Below are 12487 nucleotides of genomic sequence, written 5' to 3'. Positions count from 1 at the left end.
GTACGGTTTTCCCTTGAATTCCCAATCGACAGCGTATATGTACAGTGTATCGTACGTGTACGAGAAAAATTCACCCGTCGGTACGAATTGAATTCGACCCGGAAACCGGAGACTGACAATGAAAAAGACACTCCTCACCCTCGCCGCCGTGCTGGCACTTTCGGGCTCGGCTTTCGCCGCCAACACCACCCATCCGGTCAAGCATGCGCCGGTGGCGGCCTGCGTTGACACCAAAACCAACCTGAAGCTCGATTGCGCTTCGACCGGTTCGGTCGAGAAGAAGGGTGCCACGGAAAACACCGCTGAAGGCAAGGGCCCGCGGCTCGGCATCAGCATCAATCCGTGGATTGTGCCGAGCGCATTCTGATATCAGCAAAGATCGCGTCTGGCCGGCACAAGCCGGCCAGCTTCAAGCGACCGAAATCGGCAGCTTCGCTGCTGAACTCTCAAAGGCTGCGTCGATCAGCTTCTGCATGTCGGCGGCGCGCCGGAACGACGGATCGCCATTCCGGCCTGCATCCAGCGCATCGGCAAAGCGTCGCGCATTGCGCTTGACACTGGGCAGATCCAAAGTCCGCCAGCGCTGAAGATCGACATCCCCGCCGAGGCAGGCCGACAGGCTCGATGCCTTGCCGTCGGTCTCGACCTTAATGGCGCCCTTGGTGCCGTGCAGGGCCAGCGACAGATCGTTGGCGTGACCGGTCATGTAGCGGCTCGCCACGATCGTGGCGAGCGCGCCGCAATCGAGCCGCGCCGTCATTGCCACGCTGTCATTGGCGTCCAGCACATAGTCGCCGATGCGCTCGCCCTCGGCCTTCGGAAACGTCACCAGATCGGCATGCAGGCTGACGATATCCTGGCCGGCGCCATAGGTGGCGAAATCCAGGATATGGATGCCGACATCGCCCAGCACGCCGGTCGAACCGTGCCGGCTGGACAAGCGCCACAGCCATTTGTCCTCGACCCGCCAGTCACCCCATGATTTGCTGACCAGCCAGCTTTGCCGGTAGCTCGCCTCGACATGGCGCAATGCGCCGATCTCGCCGGCCTGAACCATGCGCCGCGCCTTGTGGATCGCCGGTGAGTTGCGATAGGTGAGGTTGACCATGTTGATCACCCCGGCAGCCTCGGCCGCTTGCGTCATATCAAACGCGTCGGCGTAGTTCGGCGCCAGCGGCTTTTCGCAAAACACATGTTTTCCCACGCCGAGCAGCGCCAGCGTCGTCGCCCTATGCGCACCATCCGGCGTCGCGTTGATGGCGGCATCGAACTGGCCCCAGGCGATCGCCGCCTCCAGGCTCTCGAAAGAATCGCCGATCTTACTGGCCGCGGCGAACGCCGCAGCGCGACCGGGCACCTGGTCGACACAGGCGACGATGCTGCAGCCGGGAATCCCGGCAAACTCCTCGACATGATGCCCGGCGATACCGCCGGTGCCGAGCAGAAGAATTCGATGCATTAGCCCCAAGCCCCCAAAATCAACTCACGCCTTGGGCAACTCAGGCCCGATCAGCTCAGGCCGCCCCAATCAGCTCAGGCCCTTGTCGCCATCGGCATGCAGGCGCAGCCCCTTCTGCACGATCTTCTCCTTGGCCGCATCCGTCGGCACGTTCGGCGCATTGGTGATGCCGGACCATGCCGGCGCCGGGTTGTGCGCCCAATGGACGGCGTTGCGCAGCACCTGCTGCACGCCCTCATTGTGATAGATCGGATAGGTCTCGTGGCCGGGCGAGAAGTAGAAGATCCGTCCCGCGCCGCGCTGGTAGGTCAGCCCGGACCGGAACACCTCGCCGCCCTCGTACCAGGAGACGAACACCGTCTCCAGCGGCTCCGGCACCGCGAACGGCTCGCCATACATTTCGGTCTCGCCGATCTCCAGGCACTCGCCGATGCCTTGCGCGATCGGGTGGCCGCGGTTGATCGCCCAGACGCGCTCGCGCTCGCCCGCCTCGCGCCATTTCAGCGAACAGGGCGTGCCCATCAGCCGCTTGAAGATCTTCGAGTAGTGGCCGGAATGGAGCACGATCAGGCCCATCCCTTCCCAGACCCGCTTCTGCACCCGCTCGACGATCTCGTCCTTGACCTCGCCATGCGCCGCGTGGCCCCACCACAAAAGCACGTCGGTGGCTGCCAGGCGCTTTTCGCTCAGGCCGTGCTCGGGCTCCTGCAAGGTGGCGGTGGCCGCCTCGATGCCCTTGTCCTGATTGAGCGCGGCGGCGATGGTGCCGTGCATCCCCAAGGGATAGAGTTCGCGCACGGCTTCATTGGTCTGCTCGTGGACATTCTCGCCCCAAACGATCGCTTTTGTCGGCATTTTCATCTCCCAAAGCGCTTTAAATAGCATGTCCAAGGGGATTGAGAAGGTCCCGATGCCGCCTGGCCTGATGAAAACTACGTCTTGCGCTTGCGCCCCGGAACGGTCTTGGCCTTGCCCGGTTTCGCCGGTGCGCCGGGGATGGCGGTTCCGGTAATGGATACCGGATCGCTGGCCGGGAACGTGTCTTCGAGGCCTTCCTCGAGTTCCTCTTCGGCGCTCGGGGCTTCACGTCGCTCATGTTCGAGCGAGCGGACGGCCGATGTCTTTTTGACCGGCGACTTCGGCGCGGAATTCGACGGCATCGGCATTCTCCCTCGGCGTGCGGATGCAGAACGAGCGTGCCCTGCAAAACGTTCCGAGTTCAGACCGCCGCGTCGCGCGATCCCTCGGACAGGAAAGTAAAGACATAGTCCGAGAAGGAACGCCAGCATTCGACCCGGAAGGCATCGGCGGCTGTGCGCAACAGCACGATCTCGGTCTTGCCCAGAATGGTGCGCGACGCCGCGCCCACCGGGAAGGCGTCGAGCGACAGATCCTGCGGGCAGCCCGCATTGATCGTCGCCGCTGCCCCAGTGCCCGTCACTGATATCGCGATGTTGCGATGCGAGACGCCAACCGCCGAATGCAGCGCGGATACTTTGGCGCAATCGGCGAGCGGATCGTTGCCGGCCTCATCGATGACAAGCCATTCGTCGGGGCCGAGCCACAGAGCGATGCGCCCACCCTTCGAGGCGGATGTCTTCGGCTTTTTCGGCAAGGTCACGCCGAGCACCTTCGAAAGCGCTGCGACCGAAGCCTCCGGCGCACGCAGCGAAATGCGCTCGGCCGGCGGCAGCACCTCGACCTTGACGGCGGCGGCAGTGGTGCTGCGACCGGCCAGCGCCGGACGGCGTTCTACCGAAGACGATGCAGCTGGCGTCGTCTTTCTTGCAGCGGCCTTAGCCATTGAGGCGCCCTCCCGTTTCGTCGAAGAACACCATGCCGGTAACCTCCACTTCGATCACCCCGTTCGGCATCGGCACGTAGAGTGTCTCGCCCATGCGGTCGCGACCGCCGGCGACCAGCGCCAGCGCGATCGAGCGGCCGCAATTTTCCGACCAGTAGCTCGAAGTGACATGGCCGATCATCTTCATCGGGATCGCCTGCTTCGGATCCTCGACGATCTGCGCGCCTTCTTCGAGCACCACCTTGGGATCTTTGGTCTTGAGACCGACCAGCTGCTTGCGGCCCTTGGCGACCAGGTCCGGCCGCGTCAGGCCACGGATGCCGACGAAGTCGGTCTTCTTCTTGCCGACCGCCCAGTCGAGCCCAGCATCGTTCGGCGTCACCGTGCCGTCGGTGTCCTGGCCGACGATGATGTAGCCCTTTTCGGCGCGCAGCACGTGCATCGCCTCGGTGCCATAAGCAGCCGCACCGTGCTTCTGGCCTTCGGCCCACAGCGCTTCCCAGACCGCCTGGCCATAGTCGGCCGGCACATTGACCTCGAAGCCGCGCTCGCCGGTGAACGACATGCGGAACAGCCGCGTCGGCACGCCGCAGATCTTGCCTTCGCGCACCGACATGTGCGGCAGCGCCTCGTCGGACATGTCGATGCCTTCGACCAGCGGCGCGATGATGTCACGCGACTTGGGGCCTTGCACGGCAATGACCGCCCATTGCTCGGTGATCGAGGTCAGCCAGACATTGAGATGCGGGAACTCGGTCTGGAGATAATCCTCCATATGGTTCATGACGCGCGGCGCGCCACCGGTCGTCGTCGTTACATGGAAACGGTCGGGCGCCAGCCTGCCGACGACGCCGTCATCATAGATGAAGCCGTCCTCGCGCAGCATGATGCCATAGCGGCAGCGGCCGGGTTCCAGTTTCTCCCATGGGTTGGTGTAGAGCAGCTCCATGAATTTGGCCGCGTCAGGACCGACCACTTCGATCTTGCCCAGCGTCGAGGCATCGAACAGGCCGGCAGTCTTGCGCACGGCGACGCATTCGCGGTCGACCGCGGCATGCATGTCCTCGCCCGCCTTGGGGAAATACCAGGCGCGCTTCCACTGGCCGACATCCTCGAACACCGCGCCTTGCGCCTCGGCCCAGGGATGGATCGCCGTTTTACGCGTCGGGTCGAACAGCGGCCCGCGCGCATGGCTGACGATCGCGCCGAAGGTCACCGGCGTATAGGGCGCCCGGAACGTGGTCAGGCCGACCTCCGGGATCGGCTTTCCCAGCATCTCGGCGGCAATCGCCAGGCCGTGCATGTTGGAGGTCTTGCCCTGATCGGTGGCCATGCCGTTGGTGGTGAAGCGCTTGACGTGCTCGATCGAGCGCATGCCTTCATGCACCGCCTGGCGGATATCCTTGGCGGTGACGTCGTTCTGGAAGTCGACGAACGCCTTCACCGTGGTGTCCGGCCCGGCGCCAGGAGCCGCACCCAGCATGCCACGCGACCAGCTCTCGGAGGTGTCGACCTTCGGCTTCGTACCCTTGGCGGTTTTCGCGCCCGCATCCCTGGCCGCTTTGGCGCCCGCGGCATAGGCCTCGTCGACCGTCGCCGATAGGCCGTCGGTACCATTGCAGGCGCCGACAGAGACACAATCCTGCGCATAGGTGCCCGGCACGAAGCGCTTGGTCTCGTCGTTGAAGGCGACCTTGCCGCGCGACTGCGAGAACAGATGCACCGACGGCGTCCAGCCGGCCGACATCAGGATCGCATCGACCGCGATGGTGCGTTCGCCGCCGCCATTCTTCGGCTGCACCGTCATCGAGGAAACGCGCAGCTTGCCGCCGGCGCGGATCACCGCGCGGCCGAAATTGACCTCGATGCCGAGCGCCCTCGCCTCGTCGATCACCGGTCCGGTCGGATTGTCGCGCAGATCGACGATCGCCGCCACGTTGACGCCGGCCTTCTTCAGGTCGATCGCCGCCGCATAGGCGGAATCATTGGCGGTGTAGACGCCGACATTCCTGCCGACCGCGACGCCATAGTGGTTGAGATAGGTGCGCGCGGCACCCGCCAGCATGATGCCCGGGCGGTCGTTGTCGGCAAACACCATGTGGCGCTCGATGGCGCCCGAGGCCAGCACCACGCGCTTGGCCCTGACCTGCCACAGCCGCTCGCGCGCCAGATCGTGGCCGGGAGCCTTCAGATGATCGCTGACACGCTCGACCAGGCCGACGAAATTCTGCGCGTAATAGCCGAACGCCGTCGTGCGCGGGAGCACGCGGACATTGTCCATCGCAGTGAGTTTCGCCACGGCAGCTTGCGCCCAGGCAAAACCGTCCTGGCCGTCGATTTTCGCGCCGCTCTCGAAACGCAGGCTGCCGCCGAACTCGGCCTGCTCGTCGGCGAGGATGACGCGCACGCCGGTCTCCGCCGCTGCCAATGCCGCAGCGATGCCCGCCGCACCGCCGCCCAGCACCAGCACTTCGCAATGCGCATAGCGTGACGAATAATGGTCGGGATCGGGCTGGTCCGGGGAAACGCCAAGACCGGCCGCGGCGCGGATCTTGGGCTCGTACAGGCTCTTCCATGCCGCCTTCGGCCACATGAAGGTCTTGTAGTAGAAGCCGGCCGAAAACATCGGCGACGCGATGTCGTTGACCGCACCGATGTCGAAGGACAGCGACGGCCAGCGGTTCTGCGACTGCGCCTCGAGCCCGTCATAAAGCTCCTGCACAGTCGCGCGCACGTTCGGCGTCTTGCGTGCCGCGTCGCGCCTGATTTCGACCAGCGCGTTCGGTTCCTCGGCGCCCGCCGACAGGATGCCGCGCGGACGGTGGTACTTGAACGAACGGCCGACCAGATGGACGCCATTGGCGAGCAGCGCCGAGGCCAGCGTGTCGCCCTCGATGCCGGCGTAGGACTGGCCATCGAAGCTGAAACGCGCGGTCTTGGCTTGGCTGAAGCGGCCGGCGCCGGAAATGCGGTACGACGCGCCGCTCATTTGCCAACTCCTGGCAGCTTGGAGGGTTTGGGTTCGCCGGCCTTGTAGGTCATGACGAACCTGTCGGTGACGGTGTCGCGCACGGCGTTGAAGAAACGCGCGCAGCCATGCATGTGCCGCCACCGCTCATAGATGATGCCCTTGGGGTTGGAGCGGATGAAGAAGAACTTTTCGAAATCGTCGTCGCTCTCGCCGGCCATATTGGCCGAGCGCGCGATATGCGCCTCGCCGGCGTTGCGGAACTCGAGTTCCGGACGCTCTTCCTCGCAATAGGGGCAGCGGATGAGAAGCATTTGTTCGTTCCTACAATTCGCCGTGGCCGACGCGGGCGCCCGCCGGTTGATCGCAAAGCTTCTGTCCCAGGGTCGCGAACGGCGCGACGAGCCGGATGCGTTCCTCCACGCTTGCAGCGGGACGAAACAGATCGCGCGACGCCATGTTGCCGAGAGTGAGTTGCATCGGATCGGTGGTGACGATGACTTGACGCGGCTGGAATGTCTCGTCTTCGTCAAGCCCTTCGGGACGTCCCTCGAAGAACATCACCACCCGCTGGCCGCCGCTCCAGACGCAGGCCAGCGTGCCGTCGTCGACCGAAAACGGCCAGACGGTCTCGTTGCCGGTGCGGCTGATCGGTTGCGTGCGCACTTCGTCAGCCGACGGAAAATGGAACATGCCCCGTTCCCCCGCCAGCACGTGTTCCCCCGCCAGCATCAGCGGCATCGCGACAGCCATCCCAGCCATCATCAGTGCGCCACCGCCGCCGCCGCCGCCTCGTCGATGAGCCGGCCGGTGCGGAAGCGCTCGATGGTGAAAGGCGCGTTGATCGGATGCGGATCGTCTTTGGCGATGGTGTGGGCAAAGACATGGCCCGAGCCCGGCGTCGCCTTGAAGCCGCCCGTGCCCCAGCCGCAATTGACATAAAGGCCGGGCACCGGCGTCTTGGCCAGGATCGGCGAGCGGTCGGGCGTGACGTCGACGATGCCGCCCCACGAGCGCAGCATCTTCATGCGCGTGAAGATCGGGAACATCTCGCAGATGGCGTCCAGCGTGTGCTGCAATATGTGCAGGCCGCCGGTCTGCGAATAGGAGACATACTGGTCGGTGCCGGCGCCGATCACCAGCTCGCCCTTGTCGGACTGCGAGATATAGGCGTGCACCGTGTTCGACATGACCACGCAGGGCACCACCGGCTTGACCGGTTCCGACACCAGCGCCTGCAATGGATAACTCTCCAGCGGCATGCGCACGCCGGCCATGTTCATGATCACTGAGGAATGGCCGGCGGCAACGACGCCGACCTTCTTGGCACCGATGAAGCCGCGCGTCGTGTCGACGCCCAAAACCGCGCCATTGGCCGCCCGCTTGACCCCGGTGACCTCGCAATTCTGGATGATGTGCACGCCGCGCGCCGAGGCGCCGCGCGCATAGCCCCAGGCAACCGCATCGTGGCGCGCCGTGCCGCCGCGCCGCTGCAGCGCCGCACCGACCACCGGATAGCGCGCATCCTTGGAGGTGTTGAGCGGCGGGCAGAATTCCTTCGCCTGCTCCGGCGTCAGCCACTCATTGTCGATACCGTTCAGCCGGTTGGCGTGCACGTGGCGCTTCAGCACCTGCACGTCGTGCACATTGTGCGCGAGCATCATGACGCCGCGCGCCGAATACATGACGTTGTAGTTGAGCTCCTGGCTCAGCCCATCCCACAGCTTCAGTGCATGGTCGTAGATGCCGGCGCTCTCGTCATAGAGATAGTTGGAGCGGATGATGGTGGTGTTGCGGCCTGTGTTGCCGCCGCCGAGCCAGCCCTTTTCCAGCACCGCGACATTGGTGATGCCGTGAACCGTGGCGAGGTAATAGGCGGTGGCCAGGCCATGGCCGCCGGCGCCGACGATGATGACGTCGTATTCTTTCCTGGGCTCAGGCGAGGACCACTGTTCTTCCCAGCCCTTGTGGCCGCGCATGGCTTCACGGGCGATGGCGAATACCGAATATTTCTTCAACGTCCCAACCTCGCCCCAAAAAGGCTTCGCGAATGGCGGCCGGCGTTCATTCGGTCCCGGCGCGCGAGGTGTATCACTAGCGAAACAGCGCTTCCACCCTTGCGCTGTTTGCGACGGCGCTTGCCGTTTTGCGCCGTGGTGAAAAAGACGCATCCGGCGCGTCGGCGCTTTCCAGCATCTTGGCGGGTATCGGGTGGCTCGCTTTGCCTTGATCTGCGACCAAGCATCCCAACTGCCGGTCAAGCCGGCGCGAAGAAAAGGATGCAAAAATGTTCGCACTCGCCAACAAGGTCGCCATCGTCACCGGCGCCAGTTCCGGCATCGGCCGCGCCACGGCAAAACTCTTTGCCGAGGAAGGCGCCAAGGTCATCGTCGCCGCCCGCCGCCAGGCCGAGCTCGACGCGCTTGTCGCCGAAATCGCGGATGCCGATGGCATCGCCATCGCGCTTGCCGGCGATGTCCGCGACGAAGCCTACGCAAAGGCCCTTGTCGATCTGGCGGCCGAAAAGTTCGGTGGGCTCGACATCGCCTTCAACAATGCCGGCGCTGTCGGCCTGATGGGACCGATAGCCGAATTGCCGCTGGAAGGCTGGCGCGAGACGCTCGACACCAATCTCACCAGCGCGTTTCTCGGCGCCAAATACCAGGTGCCGGCAATGGTCGAGCGTGGCGGTGGTTCGCTGATCTTCACCTCCACCTTCGTCGGCCACACAGTCGGCATGCCAGGCATGACCAGTTATGCCGCAAGCAAGGCCGGCCTGATCGGACTGACACAGGTGCTTGCCGCCGAATACGGCCCGAAAGGCGTGCGGGTCAACGCGCTGCTGCCCGGCGGCACAGACACGCCGGCGGCAACCTTCAAGACTCCGGAATCACGGGCCTTCGTCGAAGGCCTGCATGCTTTGAAGCGTGTCGCTATGCCGGAGGAGATCGCCCGTTCGGCACTCTATCTCGCCTCCGATGCCTCGAGCTTTACCACCGGAGCCGCTCTGTTTGCCGATGGCGGCGTGTCGATCAATCGGACGTGAAGACTTTTCGCGTCCGGAATGCATGCTCATAGCCGCCAGGCAGACGGCCGGTCTTGATTTTTCGCCGCGATTTGGCGATGCCGTTTCTGTCCAAAAGCGGGGTCTGGAACCATGTTGCTGATCAGAACCTATGTGACTGCGAGTGCGATCGAAGGCGTCGGCGTGTTCGCTGCGGAGCCGATCAGGAAAGGGGCTTCGATCTGGCGGCTCGATCCGGATTTCGACCGACTGGTCCCCATGGACAAATACGAAGCGGCACCCCCGCATCTCAGGGAACTGCTCGACCGCTATGCCTATCCCAGCCCCGACCGGCCAGGTTTCATGGTCTATGAAGTCGACAATGGCCGCTTCATGAACCATTCCAGCAATCCGAATACGGATTTTTCGCAATATGGCGGGGCCACCGCGACCCGCGACATCGCCGTGGGCGAGGAGATCACCTGCGACTACGGCGAGTTCTTCGAGGATTTCGAGCTGCTGCACCTCGCGACGGCCTAGTCGGCTCCTTATCTCAAGGCAAACAGACTGCGGCTGACACCGCAAATTCATTTCCGCTGTGGACAGCGCGGCATGATTCTGCTATCAGCCGCCACAATTCGTGGTGTAAACCGCCGCGGAGGCTAGCGGCTATGATCGCTTGCCTGTTGATATCAAACCCGAAAGACAGGATTGCCCGTGCAGGTACTCGTCCGCGACAATAACGTTGATCAGGCGCTTCGCGCTCTCAAGAAGAAGATGCAGCGCGAAGGCATTTTCCGCGAAATGAAGATGCGCGGTCACTACGAGAAGCCGTCCGAGAAGCGCGCCCGCGAAAAGGCTGAAGCCGTTCGCCGCGCCCGCAAGCTGGCCCGCAAGCGCGCCCAGCGCGAAGGCCTGCTGCCGATGACGCCGCGCCCTGTTGCTGCCGGCGCCGCTGGTGGTGCAGCTGGCGCTCCGCGTCCGCCGCGGTTCTAACGCCAATTTTTCGTCCTTTTCGAAGGATATCAGAGGTGGCGCGATGTGGAATCGCCGCCACCTTTTTGTTTTGATGTGACCGGTCCGGAGGGGGAGCCGGATCTGAACGACGCGGCTTGAAGTGAGGACAGGGCAGACATGAACGCAACGAGCGTGGAGCGCGGGACCGCATTGCGTGGTTTCGCCCTGACAGCGGCCCTGCTCTCCGGACTGGCGCTTGCCGGCTGCCAAACGGCGGGCCCGACCGGTGAATTCAACAACATCGACAAGGCGCAAGGCTCGAGCGAGAACATTTCCTCGCTCTCGGCGGTCATCCAGCGCAATCCCCAGGATCCCGAAGGCTACAATGTGCGCGGCTCGGCCTATGGCCGTGGCGGTCAGTACCAGGCGGCGCTCAAGGATTTCAATCAAGCCATCCAGCTCAATCCGAATTTCTTCCAGGCCTATTCGAATCGTGCGCTCATCCAGCGCTTCCTCGGCAACCAGGAAGCCGCACTCGCGGACTACAACCGTTCGATCCAGATCAACTCGAACTATGACGCCGCCTATATCGGCCGCGGCAATCTCTACCGCAAGGCGGGTCGCACCCAGGACGCCTTCAACGACTTTCAGAAGGCGATCCAGCTCGATACGACCGACGCGCGCGCCTACCACAATCGAGGCCTGATCTATCAGAGCCAGGGCCAGCACAAATTCGCCATCGAGGATTTCTCGACCGCCATCTCGCTGGCGCCGGACGCCGCCGAGCCCTACAACGGCCGCGGCCTCTCCTATCTGGCGACCAATGACGAGGACAACGCCTTCTCCGATTTCAACATGGCGATCAAGCTCGACGGCAAGAACGCCGAGGCCTGGGCCAACCAGGCGCTGATCTACGAGCGGCGCGGTGACAAGGCGAAAGCCGCGAAATCCTATAAGGAAGCCGTTCGCCTCGACCCGACCTACCAGCCGGCCAAGGATGGCCTCGCCCGCGTCAGCTGATCTCGGTTTCGGCAAACGCTTCCCATACAAAGCCGCGTGACATCCAAGTGCCGCGGGATTCTTGGCGTGTCCGAAAAGACGCACTTCGCAACTGCGCATTAACCCCGGCAGGAGGCTTTCGGCCCCTGCCTTGATCGCGCCAAGTTTTCAGCGGAACGGTCTGGCCTCCCAAGCCGTTATCGAAAAGCAATTTGCGAAAGGACCCTCCCATGATCAAGAAACTCGCCTGCGCCGCTGCCCTCGCCACGACGATGTTCGCGGTGGCTCCAGCCAGCGCCGGCAAGCTGCAACTCGGCACGCTCGATTGCACCATCGACGGCGGCACCGCTTATATCGTCGCTTCCAACAAGGGCGTGTCCTGTGTCTTCCGGCCTCATCATCACGGGCCGTCCGAGGTTTACACAGGCGTCATCTCCAAGATCGGCCTCGATGTCGGCCAGACGCATCAGGGCCAGCTCGTTTGGGCCGTGCTGGCTGCGACCCGGGACCGTGACGGAGGCGATCTCGCCGGCAGCTATTACGGCGTCAACGCCGAGGCGAGCGTGGTGACCGGCGGCGGCGCCAATCTGCTGGTTGGCGGCTTGGACAGCGCCTTCATGCTGGAGCCGCTCAGCGTCCAAGCGCAGACCGGCGTCAACCTTGCCGTGGCCGTGACCTCGCTCCAGCTGATCCATTCATTCAAGTGATCGCATGGAGCCGTGCGCTCCATGACCCCTCACCCCGCGGCGCGGAACCAGATAGGATGGTTCCGCGCCGTTGATTTTTGAGGGGACCATCATGCTGAAGACAGCCATTGCTGCTGCCATATTCGCTACCGTGTTTGTCGGAGCAGCGCAGGCGCAGGACGGTGGCGTAGAACTCGGCACGCTTGACTGTGCCATTGGCGGCGGCACCGGCTTCATCTTCGGCTCGAGCAAGGATCTGAGCTGCACCTTCAACCCCGCCGACAAGAGCTTCGCGCCGGAAGCCTATTTCGGCGCCGTCAACAAATACGGCCTCGACATCGGCACGACGAAGCAGACGGTCATGCAGTGGATCGTGCTGACGCCGCTGAAGAACATCTACGCGCCGGGTGCGCTGGCCGGCGACTACATCGGCGCCAGCGCCGAGGTGACGGCCGCCGTCGGCGCCGGCGCCAATCTCCTGGTCGGCGGCTCCGCTCAGGCCTTCACCTTGCAGCCGCTCAGCTTGCAGACGCAGACCGGCATGAACCTCGCGATCGGCGTCAGCCAGTTCCAGCTGCGCAGCACCGAGAACTGATCGCGCAACGAACCC

15 protein-coding genes are annotated in these 12487 nt (G+C 63.9%); 7 read left to right on the top strand and 8 right to left on the bottom strand.

The window, feature by feature from the left end:
* Window positions 1-118: 118 nt before the first annotated feature.
* Entirely contained in the window at window positions 119-367 is a 249-nt protein-coding gene (locus tag A9K65_RS09525; protein WP_013529664.1) for a DUF680 domain-containing protein, read from the top strand.
* Window positions 368-409: 42 nt separating this feature from the next.
* Here the strand turns inward: A9K65_RS09525 and A9K65_RS09520 are convergent, their stop codons facing one another.
* The 8 genes from A9K65_RS09520 to A9K65_RS09485 form a co-directional block, all read right to left on the bottom strand.
* Window positions 410-1459, bottom strand: a complete 1050-nt coding sequence (locus tag A9K65_RS09520) for a Gfo/Idh/MocA family oxidoreductase (RefSeq protein ID WP_064995595.1) — start codon at window positions 1457-1459, stop codon at window positions 410-412.
* A 69-nt stretch (window positions 1460-1528) separates the two neighbouring features.
* A complete protein-coding gene (locus A9K65_RS09515) occupies window positions 1529-2314 on the bottom strand; it encodes a ThuA domain-containing protein (RefSeq protein ID WP_027161369.1) in 786 nt (261 codons plus the stop codon).
* A 77-nt stretch (window positions 2315-2391) separates the two neighbouring features.
* On the bottom strand, window positions 2392-2619 hold the full coding sequence (locus tag A9K65_RS09510) for a hypothetical protein (RefSeq protein ID WP_013529661.1): 228 nt from the start codon (window positions 2617-2619) through the stop codon (window positions 2392-2394).
* Between the two features lie 59 nt (window positions 2620-2678).
* Complete coding sequence (locus A9K65_RS09505) at window positions 2679-3263, bottom strand: sarcosine oxidase subunit gamma (protein ID WP_064995594.1); 585 nt, start codon at window positions 3261-3263, stop codon at window positions 2679-2681.
* Window positions 3256-6252, bottom strand: coding sequence for a sarcosine oxidase subunit alpha (locus A9K65_RS09500; RefSeq protein ID WP_064995593.1), 2997 nt, complete (start codon window positions 6250-6252; stop codon window positions 3256-3258). The genes A9K65_RS09505 and A9K65_RS09500 overlap by 8 nt, the downstream gene beginning before the upstream one ends.
* Window positions 6249-6545: a sarcosine oxidase subunit delta gene (locus tag A9K65_RS09495; protein ID WP_013529658.1), complete on the bottom strand. Its 297-nt coding sequence runs from the start codon at window positions 6543-6545 to the stop codon at window positions 6249-6251. Before A9K65_RS09495 ends, A9K65_RS09500 begins: the two co-directional genes overlap by 4 nt.
* A 10-nt stretch (window positions 6546-6555) precedes the next feature.
* Window positions 6556-6996 carry a hypothetical protein gene (locus A9K65_RS09490; protein WP_024502778.1) on the bottom strand — a complete coding sequence of 147 codons (441 nt, stop codon included), beginning with the start codon at window positions 6994-6996 and terminating at the stop codon, window positions 6556-6558.
* Window positions 6996-8249, bottom strand: a complete 1254-nt coding sequence (locus A9K65_RS09485; RefSeq protein ID WP_064995592.1) for a sarcosine oxidase subunit beta — start codon at window positions 8247-8249, stop codon at window positions 6996-6998. Before A9K65_RS09485 ends, A9K65_RS09490 begins: the two co-directional genes overlap by 1 nt.
* Before the next feature lie 269 nt (window positions 8250-8518).
* Between A9K65_RS09485 and A9K65_RS09480 the strand changes: the two genes are divergently transcribed.
* The 6 genes from A9K65_RS09480 to A9K65_RS09455 all read left to right on the top strand — a co-directional run bounded on the left by A9K65_RS09480 (window position 8519) and on the right by A9K65_RS09455 (window position 12472).
* Window positions 8519-9277: an SDR family oxidoreductase gene (locus tag A9K65_RS09480; RefSeq protein WP_013529655.1), complete on the top strand. Its 759-nt coding sequence runs from the start codon at window positions 8519-8521 to the stop codon at window positions 9275-9277.
* A gap of 111 nt (window positions 9278-9388) precedes the next feature.
* Window positions 9389-9775 carry an SET domain-containing protein-lysine N-methyltransferase gene (locus A9K65_RS09475; RefSeq protein ID WP_013529654.1) on the top strand — a complete coding sequence of 129 codons (387 nt, stop codon included), beginning with the start codon at window positions 9389-9391 and terminating at the stop codon, window positions 9773-9775.
* Between the two features lie 177 nt (window positions 9776-9952).
* Window positions 9953-10231 (top strand): 30S ribosomal protein S21, encoded by a 279-nt coding sequence (gene rpsU / locus A9K65_RS09470; RefSeq protein WP_013529653.1) that lies wholly within the window; start codon window positions 9953-9955, stop codon window positions 10229-10231.
* A gap of 138 nt (window positions 10232-10369) precedes the next feature.
* Window positions 10370-11212: a tetratricopeptide repeat protein gene (locus A9K65_RS09465; protein ID WP_013529652.1), complete on the top strand. Its 843-nt coding sequence runs from the start codon at window positions 10370-10372 to the stop codon at window positions 11210-11212.
* Between the two features lie 209 nt (window positions 11213-11421).
* Window positions 11422-11898 (top strand): DUF992 domain-containing protein, encoded by a 477-nt coding sequence (locus A9K65_RS09460; RefSeq protein WP_024502781.1) that lies wholly within the window; start codon window positions 11422-11424, stop codon window positions 11896-11898.
* A 91-nt stretch (window positions 11899-11989) separates the two neighbouring features.
* Window positions 11990-12472 (top strand): DUF992 domain-containing protein, encoded by a 483-nt coding sequence (locus A9K65_RS09455; protein ID WP_024502782.1) that lies wholly within the window; start codon window positions 11990-11992, stop codon window positions 12470-12472.
* Window positions 12473-12487 lie beyond the last annotated feature (15 nt).

This window comes from Mesorhizobium sp. WSM1497 (assembly GCF_001672455.2).
Lineage (GTDB): Bacteria > Pseudomonadota > Alphaproteobacteria > Rhizobiales > Rhizobiaceae > Mesorhizobium > Mesorhizobium ciceri.
This window is presented reverse-complemented; position numbering and strand designations above follow the sequence as displayed.